Annotated in this window: 25 protein-coding genes and 1 riboswitch; of the genes, 11 read left to right on the top strand and 14 right to left on the bottom strand. The window is 53.1% G+C overall.

Annotated elements, in window-relative coordinates; genetic code table 11:
- Genes hlyD through AACU94_RS12675 form a run of 4 tightly spaced genes read left to right on the top strand, consistent with a single transcriptional unit; the run spans nt 1 to nt 4,968 of the window.
- Entirely contained in the window at nt 1-996 is a 996-nt protein-coding gene (hlyD, locus tag AACU94_RS12660) for a secretion protein HlyD (RefSeq protein WP_135489535.1), read from the top strand.
- A complete protein-coding gene (locus AACU94_RS12665) occupies nt 989-2,725 on the top strand; it encodes an ATP-binding cassette domain-containing protein (RefSeq protein ID WP_130214889.1) in 1,737 nt (578 codons plus the stop codon). The genes hlyD and AACU94_RS12665 overlap by 8 nt, the downstream gene beginning before the upstream one ends.
- On the top strand, nt 2,718-3,851 hold the full coding sequence (locus AACU94_RS12670) for an ABC transporter permease (protein ID WP_000070111.1): 1,134 nt from the start codon (nt 2,718-2,720) through the stop codon (nt 3,849-3,851). The genes AACU94_RS12665 and AACU94_RS12670 overlap by 8 nt, the downstream gene beginning before the upstream one ends.
- A gap of 10 nt (nt 3,852-3,861) precedes the next feature.
- On the top strand, nt 3,862-4,968 hold the full coding sequence (locus AACU94_RS12675; protein WP_000469031.1) for an ABC transporter permease: 1,107 nt from the start codon (nt 3,862-3,864) through the stop codon (nt 4,966-4,968).
- Here AACU94_RS12675 and AACU94_RS12680 read toward each other — a convergent pair.
- Entirely contained in the window at nt 4,930-5,340 is a 411-nt protein-coding gene (locus AACU94_RS12680) for a YbhQ family protein (RefSeq protein ID WP_135489536.1), read from the bottom strand. The genes AACU94_RS12675 and AACU94_RS12680 overlap by 39 nt on opposite strands.
- Nucleotides 5,341-5,472: 132 nt before the next feature.
- On the opposite strand from AACU94_RS12680, the gene AACU94_RS12685 reads away from it, so the two are divergent.
- Genes AACU94_RS12685 through AACU94_RS12695 form a run of 3 tightly spaced genes read left to right on the top strand, consistent with a single transcriptional unit; the run spans nt 5,473 to nt 8,427 of the window.
- Nucleotides 5,473-6,234: an endonuclease/exonuclease/phosphatase family protein gene (locus tag AACU94_RS12685; RefSeq protein ID WP_135489537.1), complete on the top strand. Its 762-nt coding sequence runs from the start codon at nt 5,473-5,475 to the stop codon at nt 6,232-6,234.
- Nucleotides 6,231-7,478, top strand: coding sequence for a cardiolipin synthase ClsB (gene clsB / locus AACU94_RS12690; RefSeq protein ID WP_135489538.1), 1,248 nt, complete (start codon nt 6,231-6,233; stop codon nt 7,476-7,478). The genes AACU94_RS12685 and clsB overlap by 4 nt, the downstream gene beginning before the upstream one ends.
- Entirely contained in the window at nt 7,471-8,427 is a 957-nt protein-coding gene (locus AACU94_RS12695) for a lysylphosphatidylglycerol synthase domain-containing protein (protein WP_135489539.1), read from the top strand. Before clsB ends, AACU94_RS12695 begins: the two co-directional genes overlap by 8 nt.
- 247 nt (nt 8,428-8,674) lie before the next feature.
- On the opposite strand, the gene AACU94_RS12700 is transcribed toward AACU94_RS12695, so the two are convergent.
- From AACU94_RS12700 to moaA, 7 genes are all read right to left on the bottom strand, one after another.
- Nucleotides 8,675-9,388: a Bax inhibitor-1/YccA family protein gene (locus AACU94_RS12700; RefSeq protein ID WP_135489540.1), complete on the bottom strand. Its 714-nt coding sequence runs from the start codon at nt 9,386-9,388 to the stop codon at nt 8,675-8,677.
- A gap of 206 nt (nt 9,389-9,594) precedes the next feature.
- Nucleotides 9,595-10,299, bottom strand: coding sequence for a Bax inhibitor-1/YccA family protein (locus AACU94_RS12705; protein WP_130205105.1), 705 nt, complete (start codon nt 10,297-10,299; stop codon nt 9,595-9,597).
- Nucleotides 10,300-10,434: 135 nt separating this feature from the next.
- Nucleotides 10,435-10,887: a molybdopterin synthase catalytic subunit MoaE gene (gene moaE, locus AACU94_RS12710; protein ID WP_000852287.1), complete on the bottom strand. Its 453-nt coding sequence runs from the start codon at nt 10,885-10,887 to the stop codon at nt 10,435-10,437.
- A 1-nt stretch (nt 10,888) separates the two neighbouring features.
- A complete protein-coding gene (gene moaD / locus AACU94_RS12715; protein WP_000598612.1) occupies nt 10,889-11,134 on the bottom strand; it encodes a molybdopterin synthase sulfur carrier subunit in 246 nt (81 codons plus the stop codon).
- Nucleotides 11,127-11,612, bottom strand: coding sequence for a cyclic pyranopterin monophosphate synthase MoaC (moaC, locus tag AACU94_RS12720; protein ID WP_000080901.1), 486 nt, complete (start codon nt 11,610-11,612; stop codon nt 11,127-11,129). The genes moaD and moaC overlap by 8 nt, the downstream gene beginning before the upstream one ends.
- Nucleotides 11,613-11,614: 2 nt before the next feature.
- The gene (gene moaB, locus AACU94_RS12725) at nt 11,615-12,127 is read right to left on the bottom strand and encodes a molybdenum cofactor biosynthesis protein B (RefSeq protein WP_000084634.1); all 513 of its coding nucleotides are present in this window, start codon (nt 12,125-12,127) and stop codon (nt 11,615-11,617) included.
- 21 nt (nt 12,128-12,148) lie between these two features.
- Complete coding sequence (gene moaA, locus AACU94_RS12730; RefSeq protein WP_001295301.1) at nt 12,149-13,138, bottom strand: GTP 3',8-cyclase MoaA; 990 nt, start codon at nt 13,136-13,138, stop codon at nt 12,149-12,151.
- Nucleotides 13,126-13,270: riboswitch (molybdenum cofactor riboswitch) on the bottom strand. (Overlaps the previous gene by 13 nt.)
- Nucleotides 13,271-13,535: 265 nt before the next feature.
- Here moaA and yvcK point away from each other — a divergent pair.
- Nucleotides 13,536-14,444, top strand: coding sequence for a uridine diphosphate-N-acetylglucosamine-binding protein YvcK (yvcK, locus tag AACU94_RS12735; RefSeq protein WP_130214903.1), 909 nt, complete (start codon nt 13,536-13,538; stop codon nt 14,442-14,444).
- A 191-nt stretch (nt 14,445-14,635) separates the two neighbouring features.
- On the opposite strand, the gene uvrB is transcribed toward yvcK, so the two are convergent.
- The 5 genes from uvrB to bioB all read right to left on the bottom strand — a co-directional run bounded on the left by uvrB (nt 14,636) and on the right by bioB (nt 20,838).
- Nucleotides 14,636-16,657 carry an excinuclease ABC subunit UvrB gene (uvrB, locus tag AACU94_RS12740; protein ID WP_130214905.1) on the bottom strand — a complete coding sequence of 674 codons (2,022 nt, stop codon included), beginning with the start codon at nt 16,655-16,657 and terminating at the stop codon, nt 14,636-14,638.
- Between the two features lie 574 nt (nt 16,658-17,231).
- A complete protein-coding gene (bioD, locus tag AACU94_RS12745) occupies nt 17,232-17,912 on the bottom strand; it encodes a dethiobiotin synthase (RefSeq protein WP_130214907.1) in 681 nt (226 codons plus the stop codon).
- Entirely contained in the window at nt 17,905-18,660 is a 756-nt protein-coding gene (gene bioC / locus AACU94_RS12750; protein WP_130214909.1) for a malonyl-ACP O-methyltransferase BioC, read from the bottom strand. Before bioC ends, bioD begins: the two co-directional genes overlap by 8 nt.
- Nucleotides 18,647-19,801: an 8-amino-7-oxononanoate synthase gene (bioF, locus tag AACU94_RS12755; RefSeq protein WP_130214911.1), complete on the bottom strand. Its 1,155-nt coding sequence runs from the start codon at nt 19,799-19,801 to the stop codon at nt 18,647-18,649. The genes bioC and bioF overlap by 14 nt, the downstream gene beginning before the upstream one ends.
- Nucleotides 19,798-20,838, bottom strand: coding sequence for a biotin synthase BioB (gene bioB, locus AACU94_RS12760; protein ID WP_130214913.1), 1,041 nt, complete (start codon nt 20,836-20,838; stop codon nt 19,798-19,800). Before bioB ends, bioF begins: the two co-directional genes overlap by 4 nt.
- A gap of 86 nt (nt 20,839-20,924) precedes the next feature.
- Between bioB and bioA the strand changes: the two genes are divergently transcribed.
- On the top strand, nt 20,925-22,214 hold the full coding sequence (bioA, locus tag AACU94_RS12765) for an adenosylmethionine--8-amino-7-oxononanoate transaminase (RefSeq protein ID WP_135489541.1): 1,290 nt from the start codon (nt 20,925-20,927) through the stop codon (nt 22,212-22,214).
- A gap of 110 nt (nt 22,215-22,324) precedes the next feature.
- Here bioA and AACU94_RS12770 read toward each other — a convergent pair whose 3' ends face one another.
- A complete protein-coding gene (locus AACU94_RS12770; protein WP_135489542.1) occupies nt 22,325-23,455 on the bottom strand; it encodes an RNA-guided endonuclease InsQ/TnpB family protein in 1,131 nt (376 codons plus the stop codon).
- Between the two features lie 108 nt (nt 23,456-23,563).
- Between AACU94_RS12770 and AACU94_RS12775 the strand changes: the two genes are divergently transcribed.
- Nucleotides 23,564-24,040, top strand: coding sequence for a kinase inhibitor (locus tag AACU94_RS12775; RefSeq protein WP_135486481.1), 477 nt, complete (start codon nt 23,564-23,566; stop codon nt 24,038-24,040).
- A gap of 151 nt (nt 24,041-24,191) precedes the next feature.
- Nucleotides 24,192-25,475, top strand: coding sequence for a putative acyl-CoA thioester hydrolase (locus AACU94_RS12780; protein ID WP_130214915.1), 1,284 nt, complete (start codon nt 24,192-24,194; stop codon nt 25,473-25,475).
- Nucleotides 25,476-25,592: the final 117 nt, after the last annotated feature.

Raw genomic sequence — 25,592 nt, forward strand, 5'->3', positions numbered from 1 at the left:
ATGAAAAAACCTGTCGTGATTGGACTGGCGGTAGTGGTACTTGCCGCCGTGATTGCCGGAGGCTACTGGTGGTATCAAAGCCGCCAGGATAACGGCCTGACGCTGTATGGCAATGTGGATATTCGCACCGTAAATCTGAGTTTCCGTGTCGGTGGTCGCGTTGAATCGCTGGCGGTGGACGAAGGTGATGCGATCAAAGCGGGTCAGGTGCTGGGCGAGCTGGATCACAAGCCGTATGAGATTGCCCTGATGCAGGCGAAAGCGGGCGTTTCGGTGGCGCAGGCGCAGTATGACCTGATGCTTGCCGGGTATCGCGATGAAGAAATCGCTCAAGCCGCCGCAGCGGTGAAACAGGCGCAAGCCGCCTATGACTATGCGCAGAACTTCTATGCTCGTCAGCAAGGATTGTGGAAAAGCCGCACCATTTCGGCAAATGACCTGGAAAATGCCCGCTCCTCGCGCGACCAGGCCCAGGCAACGCTGAAATCAGCGCAGGATAAATTGCGTCAGTACCGTTCCGGTAACCGCGAACAGGACATCGCCCAGGCGAAAGCCAGCCTCGAACAGGCGCAGGCGCAACTGGCGCAGGCAGAACTGAATTTACAGGACTCAACGTTGGTAGCCCCCTCTGATGGCACGCTGTTAACCCGCGCGGTGGAGCCAGGCACGGTCCTCAATGAAGGAGGCACGGTGTTTACCGTTTCACTAACACGTCCGGTGTGGGTACGCGCTTATGTTGATGAACGTAATCTTGACCAGGCCCAGCCGGGGCGCAAAGTGCTGCTTTATACCGATGGTCGCCCGAATAAGCCCTATCACGGGCAGATTGGTTTCGTTTCGCCGACTGCTGAATTTACCCCGAAAACCGTCGAAACACCGGATCTGCGTACCGACCTCGTCTATCGCCTGCGTATTGTGGTGACCGACGCCGATGATGCGTTACGCCAGGGAATGCCAGTGACGGTACAATTCGGTGACGAGGCAGGACATGAATGATGCCGTTATCACGCTGAACGGCCTGGAAAAACGCTTTCCGGGCATGGACAAGCCCGCCGTCGCGCCGCTCGATTGTACCATTCATGCCGGTTATGTGACGGGGCTGGTGGGGCCGGACGGCGCGGGCAAAACCACGCTGATGCGGATGCTGGCAGGATTACTGAAACCCGACAGCGGCAGCGCCACGGTGATTGGCTTTGATCCGATCAAAAACGACGCTGCGCTGCACGCCGTGCTCGGCTATATGCCGCAGAAATTCGGTCTGTATGAAGATCTGACGGTGATGGAGAACCTCAATCTGTACGCGGATTTGCGCAGCGTCACTGGTGAAGCACGGAAGCAGACTTTTGCTCGCCTTCTGGAGTTTACGTCTCTTGGCCCGTTTACCGGACGGCTGGCGGGCAAGCTCTCCGGCGGGATGAAGCAAAAACTCGGCCTGGCCTGTACTCTGGTGGGCGAACCGAAAGTGTTGCTGCTCGATGAACCCGGCGTCGGCGTTGACCCTATCTCACGGCGCGAACTGTGGCAGATGGTGCATGAGCTGGCGGGCGAAGGGATGTTAATCCTCTGGAGCACCTCGTATCTCGACGAAGCCGAGCAGTGCCGTGACGTGTTACTGATGAACGAAGGCGAGCTGCTGTATCAGGGAGAACCGACGGCCCTGACGCAAACTATGGCTGGACGTAGCTTTCTGATGACCAGCCCGCACGAAGGCAACCGCACATTATTGCAGCGCACCTTGAAACTACCGCAGGTCAGCGACGGCATGATTCAGGGGAAATCGGTACGCCTGATCCTCAAAAAAGAGGCCACGCCAGACGATATTCGCCGCGCCGACGGGATGCCGGAAATCGACATCAACCCAACCACGCCTCGCTTTGAAGATGCGTTTATCGATTTGCTGGGCGGTGCCGGAACCTCGGAATCGCCGCTGGGCGCAATATTACATACGGTAGAAGGTACACCTGGCGAGACGGTGATCGAAGCGAAAGAGCTGACCAAGAAATTTGGTGATTTTGCCGCCACCGATCACGTCAATTTTGCCGTTAAACGTGGGGAGATTTTTGGTTTGCTCGGGCCAAACGGCGCGGGTAAATCGACCACCTTTAAGATGATGTGCGGTTTGCTGGTGCCGACCTCTGGTCAGGCGCTGGTGCTGGGGATGGATCTGAAAGAGAGTTCTGGTAAAGCGCGCCAGCATCTCGGCTATATGGCGCAAAAGTTTTCGCTCTACGGCAACCTGACGGTCGAACAGAATTTACGCTTTTTCTCTGGTGTGTATGGCTTACGCGGTCGGGCGCAGAACGAAAAAATCTCCCGTATGAGCGAGGCGTTCGGCCTGAAAAGTATCGCCTCCCACGCGACAGATGAACTGCCATTAGGTTTTAAACAGCGGCTGGCGCTGGCCTGCTCGCTGATGCATGAACCGGACATTCTGTTTCTCGACGAACCGACTTCCGGCGTTGATCCCCTCACCCGCCGTGAATTTTGGCTGCACATCAACAGCATGGTAGAGAAAGGCGTCACGGTGATGGTCACCACCCACTTTATGGATGAAGCGGAATATTGCGACCGCATCGGCCTGGTGTACCGTGGGAAATTAATCGCCAGCGGCACGCCGGACGATTTGAAAGCGCAGTCGGCTAACGATGAGCAACCCGATCCCACTATGGAGCAAGCCTTTATTCAGTTGATCCACGACTGGGATAAGGAGCATAGCAATGAGTAACCCGATCCTTTCCTGGCGTCGCGTGCGGGCGCTGTGCGTCAAAGAGACGCGGCAGATCATTCGCGATCCGAGTAGCTGGCTGATTGCGGTGGTGATCCCACTGCTACTGCTGTTTATTTTTGGTTATGGCATTAACCTCGACTCCAGCAAGCTGCGCGTCGGGATTTTACTGGAACAGCGTAGCGAAGCGGCGCTGGATTTCACCCACACCATGACCGGTTCGCCCTACATCGACGCCACCATCAGCGATAACCGTCAGGAACTGATCGCCAAAATGCAGGCGGGGAAAATTCGCGGTCTGGTGGTTATTCCCGTGGATTTCGCCGAACAGATGGAGCGCGCCAACGCCACCGCACCGATTCAGGTGATCACCGACGGCAGTGAGCCGAATACCGCTAACTTTGTGCAGGGGTATGTCGAAGGGATCTGGCAGATCTGGCAAATGCAGCGAGCGGAGGATAACGGGCAGACTTTTGAACCGCTTATTGATGTACAAACCCGCTACTGGTTTAACCCGGCGGCGATAAGCCAGCACTTTATTATCCCCGGTGCGGTGACCATTATCATGACGGTCATCGGCGCGATTCTCACCTCGCTGGTGGTGGCGCGAGAATGGGAGCGCGGAACCATGGAGGCTTTGCTCTCTACGGAGATTACCCGCACGGAGCTGCTGCTGTGTAAGCTCATCCCCTACTATTTCCTCGGGATGCTGGCGATGTTGCTGTGTATGCTGGTGTCGGTGTTTATTCTCGGCGTGCCGTATCGCGGGTCGCTGCTGATTCTGTTTTTTATCTCCAGCCTGTTTTTACTCAGTACCCTGGGGATGGGGCTGCTGATTTCCACGATTACCCGCAACCAGTTCAACGCCGCTCAGGTCGCCCTGAACGCCGCGTTCCTGCCGTCGATTATGCTTTCCGGCTTTATATTTCAGATAGACAGTATGCCCGCGGTGATCCGCGCGGTGACGTACATTATTCCCGCACGTTATTTCGTCAGCACCCTGCAAAGCCTGTTCCTCGCCGGGAATATTCCAGTGGTGCTGGTGGTGAACGTGCTGTTTTTGATCGCTTCGGCGGTGATGTTTATCGGCCTGACATGGCTTAAAACCAAACGTCGGCTGGATTAGGGAGAAGAGCATGTTTCATCGCTTATGGACGTTAATCCGCAAAGAGTTGCAGTCGCTGCTGCGCGAACCGCAAACCCGTGCGATTCTTATTTTACCCGTGCTGATTCAGGTGATCCTGTTCCCGTTCGCCGCCACGCTGGAAGTGACTAACGCCACCATCGCCATCTACGATGAAGATAACGGCGAGCACTCGGTAGAGCTTACTCAACGTTTTGCCCGCGCCAGCGCCTTTACCCATGTGCTGCTGCTGAAAAGCCCGCAGGAGATCCGCCCGACCATCGACACACAAAAGGCGCTACTGCTGGTGCGTTTCCCGGCTGACTTCTCGCGCAAACTGGATACCTTCCAGACCGCGCCGTTGCAGTTGATCCTCGACGGGCGTAACTCCAACAGCGCGCAAATTGCCGCCAACTACCTGCAACAGATCGTCAAAAATTATCAGCAGGAGCTGTTGGAAGGAAAACCGAAACCCAACAACAGCGAGCTGGTGGTACGCAACTGGTATAACCCGAATCTCGACTACAAATGGTTTGTGGTGCCGTCGCTGATCGCCATGATCACCACTATCGGCGTAATGATCGTCACTTCACTTTCCGTCGCCCGCGAACGTGAACAGGGAACGCTCGATCAGCTACTGGTTTCGCCGCTCACCACCTGGCAGATATTCATCGGCAAAGCCGTACCGGCATTAATTGTCGCCACCTTCCAGGCCACTATTGTGCTGGCGATTGGTATCTGGGCGTATCAAATCCCCTTCGCCGGATCGCTGGCGCTGTTCTACTTTACGATGGTGATTTACGGTTTATCGCTGGTGGGATTCGGTCTGTTGATTTCATCACTCTGTTCAACTCAACAGCAGGCGTTTATCGGCGTGTTCGTCTTTATGATGCCCGCCATTCTGCTTTCCGGTTACGTTTCGCCGGTGGAGAACATGCCAGTATGGCTGCAAAACCTGACGTGGATTAACCCTATCCGCCACTTTACGGACATTACCAAGCAGATTTATTTGAAGGATGCGAGTCTGGATATTGTGTGGAACAGTTTGTGGCCGCTACTGGTGATAACGGCCACGACAGGGTCAGCGGCGTACGCGATGTTTAGACGTAAGGTGATGTAACTTCTTATCTTTCGCCAGCAAAGACACTACCGCCGGGCCGGCAAGGATCGCCAGCCCTGCAACGGCCAACAAATAGTTATTTTCCAGTACGCGGGACAGCAACCACAGCACAATCAGCGCCGCGCCAAAATACCAGGTGGTGGTCAGCTCTTCCAGCACATCCGCCACCTCACGCCAGCGTTGCTCGGGGTGACGCTGAAACAGCAGCATCATTACCACGGTGACACAATACAGCACGCATAATCCCACGCCGACGTGAACCAGAGTTTTACTCATCCAGCCCACCACCAGCAGCGCCACTACCAGTAAATGCAACATAATCTGCCAGCAACTTAGGCCAGTTGCGACACGAACACGTTGTTGCCACTTCATGGCTTCTCTCCTGAAGAATTTATCTCTACTTACTCAGAGTACCGAACTTTACGGAAAATTCCGTAAGACCGCACCTTTTTGTGACGCCGACTACACTATTTCAATGAGATAAGAGGCCAAAACGGGAAAATTATGCCCGATCAAACACAACACTTTTCGTTCAAGGTACTCACCATCAATATTCACAAAGGCTTTACCGCGTTTAACCGACGCTTCATTTTGCCGGAACTTCGCGACGCCGTGCGCACCGTCAGCGCCGATATTGTTTGCCTGCAGGAAGTGATGGGCGCACACGAAGTTCATCCGCTGCATGTGGAAAACTGGCCCGATACCTCGCACTACGAGTTTCTCGCCGACACAATGTGGAGCGATTTTGCCTACGGTCGCAATGCTGTGTATCCGGGAGGGCATCACGGCAACGCCATACTGTCACGCTATCCCATTGAACATTATGAGAATCGTGATGTTTCGGTCGATGGTGCGGAAAAGCGCGGCGTGCTCTACTGCCGCATTGTTCCGCCAATGACCGGGAAAGCGATTCATGTGATGTGCGTACATTTGGGCCTGCGTGAGGCGCACCGTCAGGCACAGATTGCGATGCTCGCCGAATGGGTGAATGAGCTGCCGGACGGCGAACCGGTATTGGTAGCGGGTGATTTCAACGACTGGCGGCAAAAAGCTAATCATCCGTTAAAAGTGCAGGCCGGACTGGATGAGATTTTTACCCGCGCCCACGGACGCCCGGCGCGCACGTTTCCGGTGCAATTTCCTCTACTACGACTGGACAGGATCTACGTCAAAAATGCCAGCGCCAGCGCGCCAACCGCGTTGCCGCTGCGGACATGGCGACACCTTTCTGATCATGCCCCTTTAAGTGCGGAGATTCATTTATGAAATGTAGCTGGCGCGAAGGCAATAAGATCCAGTTGCTGGAAAACGGCGAGCAATATTATCCCGCGGTGTTTAAGGCGATTGGCGAGGCGCAAGAACGCATCATTCTTGAAACGTTTATCTGGTTTGAGGATGACGTCGGCAAACAGCTACATGAGGCTCTACTGACAGCAGCGCAACGCGGGGTAAAAGCGGAAGTCTTGCTGGATGGCTACGGTTCGCCGGATCTCAGCGATGAGTTTGTCAATGAACTGACGGCAGCTGGCGTGGTGTTCCGCTACTACGATCCCCGCCCTCGCCTTTTTGGTATGCGCACCAATGTGTTTCGCCGGATGCATCGCAAAATTGTGGTGATCGACGCGCGTATCGCCTTTATTGGCGGGCTGAATTACTCCGCCGAGCATATGTCCAGCTACGGTCCAGAGGCTAAACAGGATTACGCGGTACGCCTCGAAGGGCCGATTGTTGAAGATATTCTGCAATTTGAACTGGAAAACCTGCCAGGACAGAGCGCGGCCCGGCGCTGGTGGCGACGTCATCATAAAGCGGAAGAAAACCGCCAGCCGGGAGAAGCGCAGGTATTGCTGGTCTGGCGCGATAACGAAGAACATCGCAGTGATATCGAACGCCACTATTTGAAAATGCTCACTCAGGCGCGGCGGGAAGTGATTATTGCCAACGCCTACTTCTTCCCCGGCTATCGATTTTTACACGCCTTGCGTAAAGCGGCACGGCGCGGGGTGCGGATCAAACTGATCATTCAGGGCGAACCGGATATGCCCATTGTCAGAGTCGGTGCGCGCTTGCTGTATAACTATCTGGTTAAAGGTGGCGTTCAGGTGTTTGAGTACCGTCGCCGCCCGCTCCACGGCAAAGTGGCATTGATGGACGACCACTGGGCGACGGTAGGGTCCAGTAATCTCGATCCGCTCAGTTTGTCGCTGAATCTCGAAGCAAATGTCATCATCCACGATCGTAATTTTAACCAGACGCTGCGCTATAATCTGAACGGCATTATCGCCGCCGACTGCCAGCAAGTGGATGAAAGTATGCTGCCAAAACGGACCTGGTGGAACCTGACCAAAAGCGTGCTGGCGTTCCACTTTTTACGCCACTTCCCGGCGCTGGTGGGCTGGCTTCCGGCGCACACGCCACATCTGGCGCAAGTTGATCCGCCCGCCCAACCGACAATGGAAACGCAGGATCGGGTCGAAACTGAAAGTTCGGGGATGAAGCCTGATGAGTAAATCACATCCGCGCTGGCGCTTAGCAAAGAAGATCCTCACATGGCTGTTTTTTATCGCGGTGATTGTGTTGCTGGTGGTCTACGCCAAAAAAGTGGACTGGGAAGAGGTCTGGAAGGTCATCCGCGACTACAATCGCGTTGCGCTGCTCAGTGCGGTCGGGCTGGTGGTCGTCAGTTATCTGATTTACGGCTGCTATGACCTGCTCGCCCGCTTCTACTGCGGTCACAAACTGGCGAAGCGCCAGGTGATGCTGGTGTCGTTTATCTGCTATGCCTTCAACCTGACGCTCAGTACCTGGGTCGGCGGCATTGGTATGCGCTACCGTTTGTACTCCCGGCTAGGATTACCGGGCAGCACTATTACACGAATTTTCTCGCTCAGTATTACCACCAACTGGCTGGGCTATATTTTGCTGGCAGGGATTATCTTTACCGCGGGCGTGGTGGAGCTGCCGGATCACTGGTATGTCGATCAAACTACGCTGCGTATTCTCGGCATTGGCTTACTGATGATTATCGCGGTTTATTTGTGGTTTTGCGCTTTCGCGAAGCACCGCCATATGACCATCAAAGGGCAAAAGCTGGTGCTGCCCTCATGGAAATTCGCCCTCGCCCAGATGCTGATTTCCAGCGTTAACTGGATAGTAATGGGAGCGATTATCTGGCTGTTACTCGGTCAAAGCGTGAACTATTTCTTTGTACTGGGCGTGTTGCTGGTTAGTAGTATTGCTGGCGTCATCGTGCATATTCCGGCGGGAATTGGTGTGCTGGAAGCGGTGTTTATCGCGCTACTGGCTGGGGAGCATACCTCCAAAGGCACAATTATCGCCGCCCTGCTCGCTTACCGTGTGTTGTATTACTTTATCCCGCTGCTGCTGGCGCTGATCTGTTACCTGTTGCTGGAAAGCCAGGCGAAGAAGCTACGAGCGAAAAATGAAGCGGCGATGTGAAGTTCGGTTAAGTTCTTTTGGTTTGTGCAGATTGTTAGCAAAGTGCTATTTGTTCATGGCGGATGCGGCGTGAACGCCTTATCCGCCCTACACAACCGGACTAAGTTAATAGTTTACAATTCCAGTCAGTACCGGCTAAGCATAGCGCATCAGCCTCATTACATTTCTTCACGATTTTATTCATGAGGTTATATAAAAACGATTAACACGCATTTTTCCAAAAAAGAAACTTACCTATTTTTTACGACTAATGAAAAAACCGCGTATGCCTTTGCCAGACAAGCGTTATCGCTATTGCTGCAAGTATCCCAAAGAAGCCGATAAAATAGTAATAGAGTGTTAATGCGCCTATAAAAGCGCAACGAACCGGACTCCACAATTCTTCACTATGGCATTTCCCCGCCAGTTCAAGGAGCTTATTTCGTCCATGTGAGATAATGCCTGACCATAACACAATCATTAAGCAACTTATTACCCAAATGGGCCGTTCACTCATTAATGCCGCATTTACGATGATCACCAGGGCCAACCCTGTTAACGTCATCATAATGATGAAACGGTGAGAACCAGGATCAAATTTAAATAATAGACCTGCCAGCATACTGATTAAAAACATCGATCCCGCAGTGCTGAACACGACAATAATGGCAGATACAGGCGCTAAACTCGCAACGACAATCGCTACCAAAGAGAGTAAAAACAGATATATTACGCCTGCGATGGTCGCATTTATCTTGTTGATATCTTTACTTAAGCCATACATACAAAGTAATAATAACCCTATGGCGACATACATTGGTGGTGAATCATATTTGGTTGCCGTAATTTCGAGATACTTAGCTCCCCAGGCCAGTCCTGCTGTTGCCACCAAACCTAAAGCGGTAATGAGCCATATACCGTTTAATATCCTGGCCTCATGCTGAAAATCTAATTTATTGCTGTTTTGCGAGTATGATTCCATTCTTTTAGTTGTCCTTAGAAAAAATATTAATATTCACCATCAATAAATTTAAAACCACGCATACAAAATACTTTTGTATTTATGGATACGGAAAACGCTTCCGCTCGGCCATAAGGCGTATTTTATACCTGGTACTTGTTAAGTGTCGTTTTTAGTAAGAAAAAAAATCCCGACACATGGCCGGGATAGTGATGGTGAAAAAAGAATTAACGACGATTGCCAAAAATTCGCAGCAACATCAGGAACAGGTTGATGAAGTCCAGATACAAGGTTAACGCGCCAAGAATGGAGTATTTACGCAGGTTCGACGCGTCGCGGGTATCAATCTGCTCACCCATATTTTTCAATTTCTGAGTGTCATACGCCGTCAATCCGACAAAGACAATCACGCCGATGTAGGTGACCGCCCACATCAACGCTTCGCTTTTCAGCCAGAAGTTGACCAGCGAAGCCAGCACAATGCCGATCAACGCCATAAACAGCATATTGCCGAAGCCGCTTAAATCGCGTTTGGTGGTGTAACCGTACAGGCTCATTGCGCCGAACATCCCGGCAGTAACGACGAAAGTGCTGGCGATAGAGGCAGCGGTATAGACAATGAAAATACTGGAAAGCGTCAGGCCCGTCAGCGCTGAATAAAGCATAAAGAGCATGGTTGTCACACCTGCACTCAGCTTTTGAATCATCGCTGATAACACAATAACCAGAGCTAATTGTGCTATTACCAGACCAATTAAAAAGATTCGGTTGGTGAATAACAGCTCCATAACGGCGGCGGAATTAGCCGCGTACCAGGCAACAAACGCAGTAAGCAGCAAGCCTACTGTCATCCAGCCATAGACCTGTGCCATATAGGTTTGCAGGCCAGCTCGGGTTTGTACGATTGAATCAGAACGTGGGAATCTGTCCATGACTTTCTCCTGAAGATATAAGGAATATCTTAAGGATACTGCAAATGATGGGGCTGTGCATCGACGCAGCGTAAACGCATGTACTGAGCGGTGAAATTGCCGGATGCAGCTGTGCGGTATCCGGCCTGCTAAAAACTACCAGCGTTTTGCCGCTTGCTGATCGCTCTCCCGGGCTTCGACCCAGCGGTCGCCTTCCGGCGTGGCTTCGCGCTTCCAGAACGGCGCGCGGGTTTTGAGATAGTCCATAATAAACTGCCCGGCTTCAAACGCACTGCTGCGATGCGCACTGGTAACACCGACAAAAACAATTTCATCACCCGGCCATAATTCACCAATGCGGTGAATTACCGTGACGCGCCCCAGCGGCCAGCGGTTACGCGCTTCATCAACGATTTCCGCCAGTGCTTTTTCAGTCATCCCCGGATAGTGTTCGAGGGTTAATGCTTTGACGCTGTCTCCCAGGTTATGGTTGCGCACCTTACCGGTAAACGTGACCACTGCGCCATCTTCGTCACGCTCCGCCAGCCACGGATACTCTTCCCCTACACTGAACGGCTGCGGGCCGACAACAATTTTGGTTTCTGCCATTTTAACCTCCGGTTACCGGCGGGAAGAAAGCCACTTCGTCGCCGTCAGTCAGCGGATGGTCAAAACTCACCAGCGTCTGGTTGACGGCAGCCAGCAATTTGCCATCTTCCAGCGCCAGCGCCCAGCGATCGCTCTGCGCAGCCAGGTGCTGGCGTAACGCTTCAACGGTTGGGAAATCCGCAGCCACTTCGGTTGCATCTGTTCCCACCAACTCGCGCACCTGGGCGAAAAAAAGAACTTTAATCATCCGCTTCCACCTTAAAGTCACCTGATTTGCCGCCGCTCTTTGCCAGCAAACGAACCGGACCAATCACCATATCTTTTTGCACCGCTTTGCACATGTCATAAATGGTCAGCGCCGCCACGGAGGCCGCGGTTAACGCTTCCATTTCAACGCCGGTTTTCCCGGTCAGGCGGCATAAGGTTTCTATACGCACCCGATTGTGCTCTGGCTCGGCCTGTAAATTGACTTCGACTTTACTGAGCATCAGCGGATGACACAGCGGGATCAGATCCCAGGTGCGTTTTGCCGCCTGAATACCGGCAATACGCGCAGTGGCAAACACGTCGCCTTTGTGGTGGCGACCATCGATGATCATCGCCAGCGTCTCGCTACGCATGGTGACAAAGGCTTCAGCTCGCGCTTCACGTACGGTTTCCGCTTTGGTGGAGACATCCACCATGTGCGCTTCGCCAGCGGCGTTGATATGGGTCAGTTGCGACATACTTATTTCTTCAAATGTGGATGGAAATTGCATGGACGTGTGCGGGCATCCAGCTGCGGCGCGATGATATTTTCCCACGCGGTGCGGCACGCTTTGGTCGAGCCCGGCATGGCGAAAATCAGTGTCTTGTTAGCGACGCCCGCTACCGCACGGGATTGCAACGTTGCAGTGCCAATCTCTTCGAACGACAGCATACGGAACACTTCACCAAAACCTTCGACTTCACGGTCGAACAGCGGCAGTAGTGCTTCGGGAGCCTGATCACCTTCCGTCAGGCCAGTACCGCCAGTAATCAACACCACTTGTACATCGTCGCTGGCGATCCACGCAGATACCTGAGCGCGAATAGCGTAGCGGTTTTCTTTCACAATGGCTTTATCGACAACGTGATGGCCCGCTTCCTGCGCCGAATCGCGCAGATAGTGGCCGGAGGTATCGTCTTCTTCACCGCGACGATTAGAAACCGTAAGAATAGCAATACGGGTCGGGATAAATTCAGTGCTTACCTGACTCATCTGATCTCTCCTTTTGACGTTTTAGCCGCCAATGTACGATAAGTTTTGCGTAATACCGGTGTTGTTTTGATGCAGGAAATGGGTCTGTTTTTTCTCCCGCAGCGCCGCTGAAATACGCGCTTCCAGCGCCTGTTGCTGGGTATCGTCTTCCAGCAGATCGCGCAGGTTAACGCCGCCCTCACCAAACAGGCAGAGATGGAGTTTACCAATGGAGGAGACGCGTAGGCGGTTGCAGGTGGCACAGAAGTCTTTTTCATACGGCATAATTAGGCCAATCTCTCCGGCGTAATCCGGATGACAAAAGACTTGCGCGGGACCGTCGCTACGTTGACGTAATTGGTGGATCCAGCCGCGACGCAGTAGCTCGTCACGCAGAACCTGACCAGAGATGTGATGCTTACGGAAGAGCTCGCTGCCCTCGCCCGTTTCCATCAGTTCGATGAAACGCAGCTGGATAGGACGATGCTGGATCCAGTTCAGAAAGGTGTCGAGCTGGTGATGGTTGACATCGCGCATCAGCACGGTATTGACTTTGACCTTCTCAAAGCCCGCCTCAAATGCAGCATCGATGCCAGCCATTACCTGATTGAATTTATCCTGGCCGGTAATGGCATGAAACTGACGAGCGTCGAGACTATCAACACTGACGTTAATGCCCGTCAGTCCGGCATCGCGCCAGTTCGCTACGTCGCGTTCCAGACGGTAACCATTAGTGGTGACCGCAATCTGACGGATGGCGTCATTTTCCCGCACTGCGGCGATGATATCGGTAAAGTCGCGACGTAAAGACGGCTCTCCGCCTGTCAGACGGACTTTTTCGGTACCCAGACTGGCAAAAGCGCGCGTAACCCGGCGAATTTCATCGACGGTCAGAAAGCCTTTATTGGTGACGCCGCTCGGCTTGTAGCCATCCGGCAGGCAATATGTGCAACGAAAGTTACACACATCGGTAATCGACAGGCGCAAGTAGTAAAACTTACGCGCAAATGCATCAGTCAGTTGTGAAGCCATGTACACCTTTCCAGATACGGGAGGCGAAGTCATTTCTTCCTTCGCCCTGGTGGCAACCTTTCAAAGCATTGTCACGGCCAAAGCACCATATCAGTTGACCCAGGTGCAGAGGCTAGAGTGTTTAGTGGTTATGCCGATACTAGCGCGTAAATGAGATTTTTACCATTCACCCTTTTCGCTATGTAATCATGTATATAGCGTCATGATCGGCCTATTTCGCTACAGAATAAGGGAAAATGGCGGTTTTACTTTGATATACATCATCAGGGATGCAGAGCGAATATTGTCCTTTGGGGGTAGAAAACCATGAGTTGTATCCTCAATATTGGCAGGCTAATTGCTGTTCCCCCGTAATTTGCGCTACTGTAGCGCGGATAATCTGACTTCAGGAATGTATATGCGCAATCGTACGCTGGCTGACCTTGATCGTGTCGTTGCTCTCGGCGGGGGGCATGGACTGGGACGCGTTCTCTCATCACTTTCGTCTTTAGGCTCTCGCTTAACGGGTATCGTCACCACCACGGATAACGGTGGCTCGACGGGACGTATTCGTCGCTCAGAAGGCGGCATTGCCTGGGGCGATATGCGCAACTGCCTCAACCAGCTGATAACGGAACCGAGCGTCGCCTCCGCGATGTTTGAATACCGTTTTGGCGGTAATGGCGAGCTATCCGGTCATAATCTCGGAAACTTGATGTTAAAGGCGCTGGATCACCTTAGCGTGCGGCCTCTGGAAGCCATCAATTTAATTCGTAATCTGTTGAAAGTGGACGCGCAATTAATTCCGATGTCAGAGCATCCTGTTGATCTGATGGCCATTGACGATCAGGGACATGAAGTTTACGGCGAGGTCAACATCGACCAGCTAACTACGCCGATTCAGGAACTACTTTTAACCCCCAACGTACCTGCCACCCGTGAAGCGGTGCTGGCAATCAATGAGGCTGACCTGATAATTATCGGGCCAGGCAGTTTTTATACCAGCCTGATGCCAATCCTGCTGCTTGAGGAAATGGCGCAGGCACTACGCCGCACGCCAGCCCCGATGGTTTATATTGGCAATTTGGGAAGAGAATTAAGCCTGCCTGCGGCGAATCTGAAGCTTGAAAACAAGCTGGCGATTATGGAGCAGTATGTCGGTAAAAAGGTGATTGATGCGGTTATTGTTGGGCCGAAGGTCGATGTTTCTACAGTTAACGACAGATTAGTCATTCAGGACGTACTGGAGGCCAGCGATATCCCCTATCGTCATGACCGCCAGTTGTTACATAACGCACTGGAAAAAGCATTACAGGCTTTAGGTTAACGTGAAGCCGAAAGAAAATTCCGGCTTCCAATTGAAGACAAAGTACACGTTGTTCATGCCGGAGGCGGCGTGAACGCCTTATCCGGCCTACAAACCGCGCAAATTCAATGTATTGCAGAGAAAATGTAGGCCTGATAAGCGTAGCGCATCAGGCAATTTTGCTTTTGCCATCTCTCTTCTTCGTTATCCTGTCACGAAGCCGCAATAAACAACTCACGCAGCTGATGCAACTGGTCACGAATTTGCGCCGCCTCTTCGAACTCCAGATTTTGCGCGTGTTGCATCATCAGCCCTTCCAGTTCATGGATTTTCTGCTGCAACGCTTTAGGCGACATATCCATCGGTACATTATCCGGCTCAACAATCGGGCGCGATTTTCCTCTGCCCTTCGCTTTGGTTTTGGCAATGTTCTGCCCCAGCGCCAGGATATCGACCACTTTCTTGTTCAAGCCTTGCGGCGTAATGCCGTGTTCCTCGTTGTACTTCTGCTGTTTCTCGCGGCGACGTTCGGTTTCGCCAATCGCTTTCGCCATTGATGGGGTGATCTTATCGCCGTAGAGAATCGCTTTACCGTTGACGTTACGCGCCGCGCGACCAATGGTCTGAATTAATGAACGTTCGGAACGCAGGAAGCCTTCTTTGTCAGCGTCGAGGATCGCCACCAGCGAAACTTCTGGCATATCCAGACCTTCGCGCAGTAAGTTGATCCCGACCAGCACATCAAACTCGCCCAAGCGCAAGTCGCGGATAATTTCCATACGCTCGACGGTGTCGATATCCGAGTGAAGATAACGCACGCGTTCACCGTGTTCTTCCAGATATTCGGTGAGATCTTCCGCCATCCGCTTAGTCAACGTCGTGACCAGTACGCGTTCGTTAATTGCCGCCCGCAGGCGAATTTCTGAGAGAAGATCATCAACCTGGGTCGCTACCGGGCGCACTTCGATAATCGGGTCCAGCAGCCCTGTTGGACGCACGACCTGATCCACCACGTCGCCACCGGATTTCTCCAGCTCGTAATTACCGGGTGTTGCAGAAACATAGATGGTTTGCGGGGCTAACGCTTCGAACTCTTCGAATTTCAGCGGACGGTTATCCAGCGCTGATGGCAAGCGGAAACCGTACTCCACCAGCGTCTCTTTACGCGCCCGATCACCTCGATACATGCCGCCAATTTGCGGAATAGTCACGTGGGATTCATCGACCACCAACAGGCCATCGGCGGGGAGATAATCAAACAGCGTCGGCGGTGGCTCACCAGGTCCACGACCGGAAAGAAAGCGCGAATAGTTTTCAATGCCTGAGCAATAACCGAGCTCGTTCATCATCTCCAGATCAAACTGGGTACGCTGAGTCAGGCGTTGTTCTTCCAGCAGCTTGTTATTTGCCAGCAGCACTTTGCGCCGATCGGCCAGCTCTTCTTTGATCTCTTCCATTGCCTGCACAATACGTTCACGCGGGGTGACGTAGTGTGTTTTCGGGTAGATGGTAAAGCGGGGGATGGTTGAGATAATTTGCCCTGTTAACGGGTCGAAAAGCGACAACCGCTCTACCTCTTCGTCGAACAATTCAACACGTAGCGCAACGTCGTCGGACTCCGCCGGAAAAATATCAATCACTTCCCCGCGAACACGGAAAGTCCCGCGCTGGAACGCCTGGTCGTTGCGGGTGTATTGCAGTTCCGCCAGGCGACGCAGAATCGCGCGCTGATCGATAATCATGCCGACCGTCAGATGCAGCATCATCTTAAGATATAAGTCAGGGTCGCCCAGACCGTAGATGGCTGAAACAGAGGCGACTACCACCACATCGCGCCGCTCCAGCAAAGCTTTGGTCGCTGAAAGCCGCATCTGTTCAATATGTTCGTTTACCGAGGCATCTTTTTCAATGAAGGTGTCCGAGCTCGGCACATAGGCTTCCGGTTGATAGTAGTCGTAGTAAGAGACGAAGTATTCCACCGCATTTTCCGGGAAAAATTCTTTCATCTCGCCGTACAACTGGGCTGCCAGCGTTTTGTTGGGCGCCAGCACCATCGTCGGGCGCTGAAGGTCGGCAATGACGTTAGCAATGGTAAATGTTTTCCCGGAGCCCGTTACGCCGAGTAGAGTCTGGTGAGCCAGGCCATCTTCAAGCCCTTCTTCGAGGCGTCGAATTGCATCAGGCTGATCGCCAGAAGGTTTAAAAGAGGAATTCAGTTTGAACGGTTTACTCATGAGTCGCTACCTGAAGGAGTGGGCGGGCAGGTATGTAATTTTACTCGTCGTGTTTAATATTGCCAACAAATTATACTGGATAAAAAAACAGTTTCACGCCACATTATTTCTGTTACACCGTCAACGAAGGTATCAATCATGAGCATAATTTGCTCAGTGACGAGATAAAACTCCATGCTTGCGGGGTTATCCCCAAAGCAACGGCTTTTTTAACAATTGTCAAGATGGCTGATGACGGATTTATGGCAAGAGATGTCACTTTCATGACTGCCATTGCTTTTATATAATTAATTGAAAAATAACAAATATTTCCTTAAGCCTTCTTTCGCGTCAATTCGCGTGCAAGCCGCGTATTCTCTCGCTTGCATCACGTTTTCTAACTCTAATGCACATGGTTATCCACAGGAATAGTGGATAACTGCCTGCAGCCCGTATGCCCTGCCGCCTGGGCAATTCCCACACTAACCGCATATTGTGGGGGTAAATATTTTTTCTCAATTCTTTTGAAATTTAATTGGTTGAATTGCAGGCAGCAGACGACGCGATCTCGCTCGCAATTTAACCAAATATATTGCTACAACAATGCGGTGAGATTGAGGTACTTTCCGGTTAGCGCGTTTTCAGGGGGTTCATCAAGCCATGGGATCTCCCCAAGCAACGGTGCGGAAATCATCCGCTTGAGCGTGGCCATATATTCAGCGTGACGTTTGCCCGGTGGAGTGACATCGTTCGCTACCCACCCTGCAAGGGTAAGTCCGGCTTGCTGTACAGCCTGTGCGGTCAGCATCGCGTGATTAATACAACCGAGTTTCACGCCCACAACCAGTATCACTGGCAGTTGTTCTTGCGTTACCCAATCCGCGAAAGTGAAAGACTCAGAAAGCGGCGTAAACCAGCCTCCTGCACCTTCTACCAGTACCCAGTTTGCCTGCTGTGCCAGCGCGTGTAACCCGGCGCTCATAACCACGGGGTCGATGGGTCTGCCCTCTTGCGCGCTGATGATGTGCGGCGAGGTCGGTTCTGCGAAGGTGTAAGGGTTTACCGTGGCGTAATCCAGTTGCAGGCTACTGTTGCGTTGCAACGCCAGTGCGTCGCTATTACGTAAGCCTTCTACTGTCATTTCGCTGCCGGAGGCAACAGGTTTGTAACCTGCCGTCCGGTAGCCTGCAGCCTTTGCGGCTTGTAAAAGTGCACAGCTGGCGACGGTTTTCCCCACTTCGGTATCCGTTCCGGTGACAAAATAACGTTTACTCACGAGCAATCACTCCCAAAAAAAGATGATACGTCAGAGGATATCGCCCCTGTTGTTGCGGCCAGGCCAGTTGCAATCGCTGCAACTGCGAACGCGTTAATATTCGCTGGTCGCGCCCTTCATGAAGATGCGTGGCACCGATGCCTTTCAGCGAACGCATGGCACTGAGCGCATCATCAAACCACAGTGTGACGGGCTGAATATGGTGTTGATAATGCAAACCTTTCAGCGACTGTTCGATTTCATCTGGCGGTAAAAAGCGATTGGCATGAGGCCGTTCGTCTACCGCCTGCCACGCCTGATGCAGTTCGGGTAACGATCCCTGCGCCAGCGTGGTAAACGCGACCACGCCTCCGGGGCGCACCACCCGATACAGCTCGCGGAGTGCCGTGGATAAATTACCGCACCACTGCACCGCGAGATTGCTCCATGCAAGATCGAACGTCGCAGTCGCTAACGGCAGGGATTCGATATCGCCTGCCAGATAATGATCTGCGGCATCTTGTTGGCGTGCCTGCGCAAGCATAAGTGGCGAGAGATCTAAGGCCGTCACCTGTACATGACGTTCGCGCCAGTGGCGGCTCATCCAGCCAGGTCCACAGCCAGCGTCCAGCACACGGGGGTATTTACGCTGCGGGAGCATTGCCAGTAAGGCATCGGCACTCTGGCGCTGTAGATCTGCGTGTTCCTCATAGTGCGCGGCTGCCCGACCAAATGCCGCCGCAATGGCTTGTTTATTAACCGTTGCCATGCAGCACCTCCAGCAGGCGGTCGATATCCTGCATTTCATGCGCTGCGGTTAGCGTTAAGCGCAGTCGCGCAGTGCCGACGGGTACGGTTGGCGGGCGAATCGCCGTGACCCAGCAGCCTTGCTGGCGCAGTTTTTCTGCCAGTTGTAACGCTCGGCTGTTATCACCGACGATTAATGGCTGGATGGCGCTGCATGAATCCGCAAGCGTAAACGGCAAACCCTGCACTCCGGCACGAAAACGCATAATGAGTGCCGCCAGTTTTTCGCGCCGTGCATCACCCTCTTCACTGCGAATGACCGCCAGCGACGCACGTAATGCCTGCGCCTGAGCGGGCGGCATACTGGTGCTGTAGATAAGATGGCGGGCGAATTGCAGCAGATAATTCGCCACGCTATCAGAACAAAGCACCGCCGCGCCGCTGACGCCAAATCCTTTGCCAAAAGTGACTACCAGCAGTTCCGGCTTCACCTTTTGCAGCCAACAACTGCCCCGCCCCTGTTCACCGATAACGCCCGTGCCGTGGGCATCATCAACCATCAACCAGGCGTTGTGCTGTTGCGTGACTTGCTGGATTTCCGTAAGCGACGCGCTATCGCCGTCCATGCTGAACACGCCTTCTGTCACCACCAGTTGCTGCCCCGGACAGGGGGAAGCAAGCAGTCGCGCCAGATGAGCGACATCGTTATGAGTAAAACGGCGAAGCTGCGACGGGCTTAAACTGGCAGCCTCCAGCAAGGAGGCATGGCTAAGCCGGTCGGCAACAATACGGTCCTCTTTCGCCATCATCGCGGTGATGACGGCCTGATTCGCGGCAAAACCAGAGATAAACAGCAGCGCCCGCGAATAGCCCAGCCACTCGGCCAGTTCTTCTTCCAGCGCCCGATGCGCCACGCTATAACCGCTGACATGCCCGGAACCGCCGCTACCTACACCAAACTTTTCTGCGCCCTGCTGCCAGGCGCGGATAATTTGCGGATGATGGCTTAAACCGAGGTAATCATTGCTGGAAAAGTTCAGATACTGGCGATCATCCGCCACCAGCCAGCGTCCGGCTCCTTGCGCCACCGGATAACGGCGACGCAAGGCATCGGCAGCACGCCGCGCATCGAGCGCCGCGTTGATTTTCTCCTGCCAGCTCATAGTGCTGCCGCGTTATAATATTCGTCAGTGTCCGGGGTCATCAGCGCCTGCTCCAGACGCTGCTGTTGTTCGTTATCGCCCGCCAGCACGGCAGTTTGCTGCGGGTTTAGCCCCAGTTTGCGGAACAGTTGCAGGTCTTTATCTTCTTCTGGATTCGGCGTGGTTAGCAGTTTGCAGCCGTAGAAGATCGAGTTTGCGCCAGCCATAAAGCACATCGCCTGAGTCTGTTCGTTCATCTGCTCGCGTCCGGCAGAAAGGCGCACGTAAGAGGTCGGCATCATGATCCGCGCTACAGCAATGGTGCGAATAAAATCAAAGGCATCGACATCATCGTTATCGGCCAGCGGTGTGCCTTTCACCTTCACCAACATGTTGATTGGCACGCTTTCCGGCGGCGTCGGCAGGTTTGCCAGTTGCAGCAATAATCCGGCGCGATCGTTCACCGTTTCGCCTAAGCCAACAATGCCACCTGAACAGACTTTGATCCCGGCATCGCGCACTTTTTCCAGCGTATCGAGACGTTCCTGATAGGTACGCGTAGTGATGATATTGCCGTAAAACTCCGGCGAGGTGTCGAGGTTGTGGTTGTAGTAATCCAGCCCGGCGTTCGCCAGGCGCTGCGCCTGAGATTCACTCAACGTGCCCAGCGTCATACACGCCTCCAGCCCCATCGCTTTTACCCCTTGCACCATTTGTTCCAGGTAGGGCATATCGCGTTCGTGGGGATTCTTCCACGCCGCGCCCATACAAAAACGCGTCGATCCCGCCGCTTTCGCTTTGCGCGCCGACTCCAGCACCTGTTCAACTTCCATCAACCGCTCGGCTTCCAGTCCGGTTTTATAGCGCGAGCTTTGCGGGCAGTATTTGCAATCTTCCGGACAAGCTCCGGTTTTAATCGACAGCAACGTGCTGACCTGCACCTGATGAGGATCGAAATGCTGACGATGCACCTGCTGCGCTTCAAACAGCAGATCCAGCAATGGTTTTTCAAATAATTCTGTGACTTGCGACAATGTCCAGCGTGGGCGGTGAGCCATGGGGCTTCTCCAAAACGTGTTTTTTGTTGTTAATTCGGTGTAGACTTGTAAACCTAAATCTTTTCAATTTGGTTTACAAGTCGATTATGACAACGGACGATCTTGCCTTTGACCAACGCCATATCTGGCACCCATACACATCCATGACCTCCCCGCTGCCGGTTTATCCGGTGGCGAGCGCCGAAGGTTGCGAGCTGATTTTGTCTGACGGCAGACGCCTGGTTGACGGTATGTCGTCCTGGTGGGCGGCGATCCACGGCTACAATCACCCGCAGCTTAATGCGGCGATGAAGACGCAAATTGATGCTATGTCGCATGTGATGTTTGGCGGTATCACCCATGCGCCGGCCATTGAGCTGTGCCGCAAACTGGTGGCGATGACGCCGCAACCGCTGGAGTGCGTTTTTCTCGCGGACTCCGGCTCCGTAGCGGTAGAAGTCGCGATGAAAATGGCGTTGCAGTACTGGCAGGCCAAAGGCGAAGCGCGCCAGCGATTTCTGACCTTCCGCAATGGTTATCATGGCGATACCTTTGGCGCGATGTCGGTGTGCGATCCGGACAACTCAATGCACAGCCTGTGGAAGGGATATCTGCCGGAAAACTTGTTTGCTCCGGCTCCACAAAGCCGCATGGATGGCGAATGGGATGAGCGCGATATGGTGGGCTTTGCCCGCCTGATGGCGGCGCATCGTCATGAAGTCGCGGCGGTGATCATTGAACCGATTGTCCAGGGCGCAGGCGGGATGCGCATCTACCATCCGGAATGGTTAAAACGAATCCGCAAAATGTGCGACCGTGAAGGTATCTTGCTAATTGCCGACGAGATAGCCACCGGATTTGGTCGTACCGGCAAACTGTTTGCCTGTGAACACGCGGGGATCGCGCCAGATATTTTATGTCTCGGCAAAGCCTTAACCGGCGGCACGATGACCCTTTCCGCCACACTCACCACGCGCGAGGTTGCAGAAACCATCAGTAACGGCGAAGCCGGCTGCTTTATGCACGGGCCAACTTTTATGGGCAATCCGCTGGCCTGCGCGGCTGCAAACGCCAGCCTGGCGATTCTCGAATCTGGCGACTGGCAGCAACAGGTGGCGGCTATTGAAGTACAGCTGCGCGAGCAACTTGCCCCCGCCCGTGATGCCGAAATGGTTGCCGATGTGCGTGTGCTGGGAGCAATTGGTGTGGTCGAAACCACTCGTCCGGTGAATATGGCGGCGCTGCAAAAATTCTTTGTCGAACAGGGCGTCTGGATCCGGCCTTTTGGCAAACTGATTTACCTGATGCCGCCCTATATTATTCGCCCGCAACAGTTGCAGCGTCTGACCGCAGCAGTTAACCGAGCGGTACAGGATGAAACATTTTTTTGCCAATAACGGGAAGTCAGCGTGTGGGTTTCTGGCTACACTTTCTGCAAACAAGAAAGGAGGGTTCTTGACGGCTCCCCGCCCTGAATGACGGGGATTCCCACTTCAACGAGCCGAACCTAAGCCGCGTGCTGCGATTCAGGGTTTACAGGCTCTCCGTGGGCTAACACTGCCAGCCCGGCAGCTTTAATATTACGTGCCGCGTTAATGTCGCGATCATGGTCTGCGCCGCATTCAGGGCAGTGCCATTTACGAACATTAAGAGGCATTTTTTGCATGGTGAAACCGCAGCAACTACAGCATTTTGAGGACGGTAAATACTGGTCAATGGCGACCACTGACCGCTCGGCCCATTTGCCTTTGTACTGGAGCTGGCGAACAAGTTCGCTCCAGCCTGCGTCAGCTATTGCTTTAGACAGCTTCGGGTTGCGGATCATGTTTTTCACCTTTAGGGATTCGACGCAAACAACTTGGTTTTCGTTAATCAGTTTGCGGGACAACTTGTGCAGATTGTCCATCCGGCAATCGGCGATTTTCGCGTGGAGTCGGGCGACCTTTAAGCGGGCTTTAATACGGTTTCTTGAGCCTTTTTGCTTCCTGCTTAAACGTCGTTGTAGCAGCGTTAATCGCTTCGCATATTTAGCGGTGTGGCGGGGATTGTCGGTTTTGAATCCGGTATCGGTAACGAATAAATCTTTTAAGCCCACATCAATGCCGACCGTTTTAGCGGTAACAGGCATTGATACAGGTTCAAACTCACACAGGCAGGAAACAAAGTACCTGCCAGCGCTATCTCTGGAAATGGTAACGGTTGACGGCGCAGATGGTAATTCTCGACTCCAGCGAACATCCAGCGGCGACTTGCTCTTTGCTATATACAACTCGCCGTCACGGTGTTTAAACGCGCTGGCAGTGAACTCAGCCACCTGTTTGTGCCGTTTGCTTTTGAAAGCCGGATATGCAGCTCGTCCGGCAAAGAAGTTAGCAAAGGCGGCTTGTTGGTGGCGCAACGACTGCTGGAGGGGAACGCAGGAAACATCATTCAGCCATATGTATTCAGGCTCTTTTTTGAGCGCCGTAAGGCGAGCGTTGGCCTGTAGATAACCGATCTTTTCCTTTCGCTCGTAGTACGCATCGGTACGCCAACGAAGGATGGAATTGTAGACGAAGCGCACACAGCCGAACGTCTGAGCTAAAAGCTCAGCCTGCTCAGTTGTCGGGTAAAACCGGTATTTATATGCGCGTTTCATGTGTTCACATACTAAAGAGGAAAATGTGATTATGCAAAGTACAGTTAGTCGGAAAAACGCCTCCTTTCCTCCCCGGCTTGAAGGCCGAGGTTTCCCGGAGGCATTCTAATGAAACTCATCAGTAATGATCTGCGCGATGGCGATAAGCTGCCGCATCGTCATGTCTTTAACGGCATGGGTTACGATGGCGATAATATTTCGCCGCATCTGGCGTGGGATGATGTTCCTGCGGGAACCAAAAGTTTTGTTGTCACCTGCTATGACCCGGACGCGCCAACCGGCTCCGGCTGGTGGCACTGGGTAGTTGTTAACTTACCCGCTGATACCCGCGTATTACCGCAAGGGTTTGGCTCTGGTCTGGTAGCAATGCCAGACGGTGTTTTGCAGACGCGTACCGACTTTGGTAAAACCGGGTACGATGGTGCAGCGCCGCCGAAAGGCGAAACCCATCGCTACATTTTTACCGTTCACGCGCTGGATGTAGAACGTATTGATGTCGATGAAGGTGCCAGCGGCGCGATGGTCGGGTTTAACGTTCATTTCCACTCTCTGGCCAGCGCCTCGATTACTGCGATGTTCCGTTAATCACTCTGCCAGATGGCGCAATGCCATCTGGTATCACTTAAAGGTATTAAAAACAACTTTTTGTCTTTTTACCTTCCCGTTTCGCTCAAGTTAGTATAAAAAAGCAGGCTTCAACGGATTCATTTTTCTATTTCATAGCCCGGAGCAACCTGTGAACACATTTTCAGTTTCCCGTCTGGCGCTGGCATTGGCTTTTGGCGTGACGCTGACCGCCTGTAGCTCAACACCGCCCGATCAACGTCCTTCAGATCAAACCGCGCCTGGTACCTCTTCTCGCCCGATTCTGTCGGCAAAAGAAGCGCAGAATTTCGATGCTCAACACTATTTTGCGTCCCTGACGCCTGGTGCTGCAGCGTGGAATCCTTCCCCGATTACCCTGCCTGCACAACCTGACTTTGTTGTCGGCCCGGCGGGTACTCAAGGTGTAACGCATACCACGATTCAGGCAGCGGTGGATGCGGCAATTATCAAGCGTACCAACAAGCGCCAGTATATTGCCGTGATGCCTGGTGAGTATGAAGGCACGGTCTATGTCCCTGCCGCTCCGGGTGGAATTACTCTGTACGGTACAGGCGAAAAACCGATTGATGTGAAGATTGGGCTTTCACTTGATGGTGGCATGAGCCCTGCCGACTGGCGTCACGACGTCAACCCACGCGGCAAATATATGCCAGGTAAACCAGCGTGGTATATGTACGATAGCTGCCAGAGCAAACGCAGCGACAGTATCGGCGTGCTCTGTTCTGCGGTCTTCTGGTCACAAAACAATGGCCTGCAACTGCAAAACCTGACCATCGAAAACACACTGGGCGATAGCGTAGATGCGGGTAACCATCCGGCGGTGGCACTGCGTACTGATGGCGACAAAGTGCAGATCAATAACGTCAACATTCTCGGTCGTCAGAACACCTTTTTTGTCACCAACAGCGGTGTGCAAAACCGTCTGGAAACCAATCGTCAGCCGCGTACGCTGGTGACCAACAGCTACATTGAAGGGGATGTGGATATCGTTTCTGGTCGCGGCGCGGTGGTGTTCGATAACACCGAATTCCGCGTGGTGAACTCACGTACTCAGCAAGAAGCGTATGTGTTTGCACCGGCTACGCTGTCTAACATCTATTACGGTTTCCTCGCCGTAAACAGCCGTTTCAATGCTTCCGGTGATGGCGTGGCGCAACTGGGCCGCTCGCTGGATGTTGATGCTAATACCAACGGTCAGGTGGTGATCCGTGATAGCGCCATCAACGAAGGTTTTAACACGGCGAAACCGTGGGCCGATGCGGTGATTTCCAATCGTCCATTTGCGGGTAATACCGGCAGCGTTGACGATAGCGACGAAGTACAGCGCAATCTGAATGACACTAACTACAACCGCATGTGGGAATACAATAACCGCGGCGTGGGTAGCAAAGTGGTTGCAGAAGCTAAGAAGTAAGAGCTATTAACTATTTGCCGGATGCGGCGTAAACGCCTTATCCGGCCTACAGTTCGATGCGATTCGTAGGTCGGATAAGATGCGCAAGCATCGCATCCGACAATAAGTGCCGAATGC

Origin of the sequence: Escherichia sp. E4702 (genome assembly GCF_963883545.1) — a bacterium.
Lineage (GTDB): Bacteria > Pseudomonadota > Gammaproteobacteria > Enterobacterales > Enterobacteriaceae > Escherichia.

Bases quoted from the DNA above. Each gene is read 5' to 3' on its own strand.
- hlyD (WP_135489535.1), top strand. From the start codon at position 1: ATGAAAAAACCTGTCGTGATTGGACTGGCGGTAGTGGTACTTGCCGCC.
- AACU94_RS12665 (WP_130214889.1), top strand. From the start codon at position 989: ATGAATGATGCCGTTATCACGCTGAACGGCCTGGAAAAACGCTTTCCG.
- AACU94_RS12670 (WP_000070111.1), top strand. From the start codon at position 2,718: ATGAGTAACCCGATCCTTTCCTGGCGTCGCGTGCGGGCGCTGTGCGTC.
- AACU94_RS12675 (WP_000469031.1), top strand. From the start codon at position 3,862: ATGTTTCATCGCTTATGGACGTTAATCCGCAAAGAGTTGCAGTCGCTG.
- AACU94_RS12680 (WP_135489536.1), bottom strand. From the start codon at position 5,340: ATGAAGTGGCAACAACGTGTTCGTGTCGCAACTGGCCTAAGTTGCTGG.
- AACU94_RS12685 (WP_135489537.1), top strand. From the start codon at position 5,473: ATGCCCGATCAAACACAACACTTTTCGTTCAAGGTACTCACCATCAAT.
- clsB (WP_135489538.1), top strand. From the start codon at position 6,231: ATGAAATGTAGCTGGCGCGAAGGCAATAAGATCCAGTTGCTGGAAAAC.
- AACU94_RS12695 (WP_135489539.1), top strand. From the start codon at position 7,471: ATGAGTAAATCACATCCGCGCTGGCGCTTAGCAAAGAAGATCCTCACA.
- AACU94_RS12700 (WP_135489540.1), bottom strand. From the start codon at position 9,388: ATGGAATCATACTCGCAAAACAGCAATAAATTAGATTTTCAGCATGAG.
- AACU94_RS12705 (WP_130205105.1), bottom strand. From the start codon at position 10,299: ATGGACAGATTCCCACGTTCTGATTCAATCGTACAAACCCGAGCTGGC.
- moaE (WP_000852287.1), bottom strand. From the start codon at position 10,887: ATGGCAGAAACCAAAATTGTTGTCGGCCCGCAGCCGTTCAGTGTAGGG.
- moaD (WP_000598612.1), bottom strand. From the start codon at position 11,134: ATGATTAAAGTTCTTTTTTTCGCCCAGGTGCGCGAGTTGGTGGGAACA.
- moaC (WP_000080901.1), bottom strand. From the start codon at position 11,612: ATGTCGCAACTGACCCATATCAACGCCGCTGGCGAAGCGCACATGGTG.
- moaB (WP_000084634.1), bottom strand. From the start codon at position 12,127: ATGAGTCAGGTAAGCACTGAATTTATCCCGACCCGTATTGCTATTCTT.
- moaA (WP_001295301.1), bottom strand. From the start codon at position 13,138: ATGGCTTCACAACTGACTGATGCATTTGCGCGTAAGTTTTACTACTTG.
- yvcK (WP_130214903.1), top strand. From the start codon at position 13,536: ATGCGCAATCGTACGCTGGCTGACCTTGATCGTGTCGTTGCTCTCGGC.
- uvrB (WP_130214905.1), bottom strand. From the start codon at position 16,657: ATGAGTAAACCGTTCAAACTGAATTCCTCTTTTAAACCTTCTGGCGAT.
- bioC (WP_130214909.1), bottom strand. From the start codon at position 18,660: ATGGCAACGGTTAATAAACAAGCCATTGCGGCGGCATTTGGTCGGGCA.
- bioF (WP_130214911.1), bottom strand. From the start codon at position 19,801: ATGAGCTGGCAGGAGAAAATCAACGCGGCGCTCGATGCGCGGCGTGCT.
- bioB (WP_130214913.1), bottom strand. From the start codon at position 20,838: ATGGCTCACCGCCCACGCTGGACATTGTCGCAAGTCACAGAATTATTT.
- bioA (WP_135489541.1), top strand. From the start codon at position 20,925: ATGACAACGGACGATCTTGCCTTTGACCAACGCCATATCTGGCACCCA.
- AACU94_RS12770 (WP_135489542.1), bottom strand. From the start codon at position 23,455: ATGAAACGCGCATATAAATACCGGTTTTACCCGACAACTGAGCAGGCT.
- AACU94_RS12775 (WP_135486481.1), top strand. From the start codon at position 23,564: ATGAAACTCATCAGTAATGATCTGCGCGATGGCGATAAGCTGCCGCAT.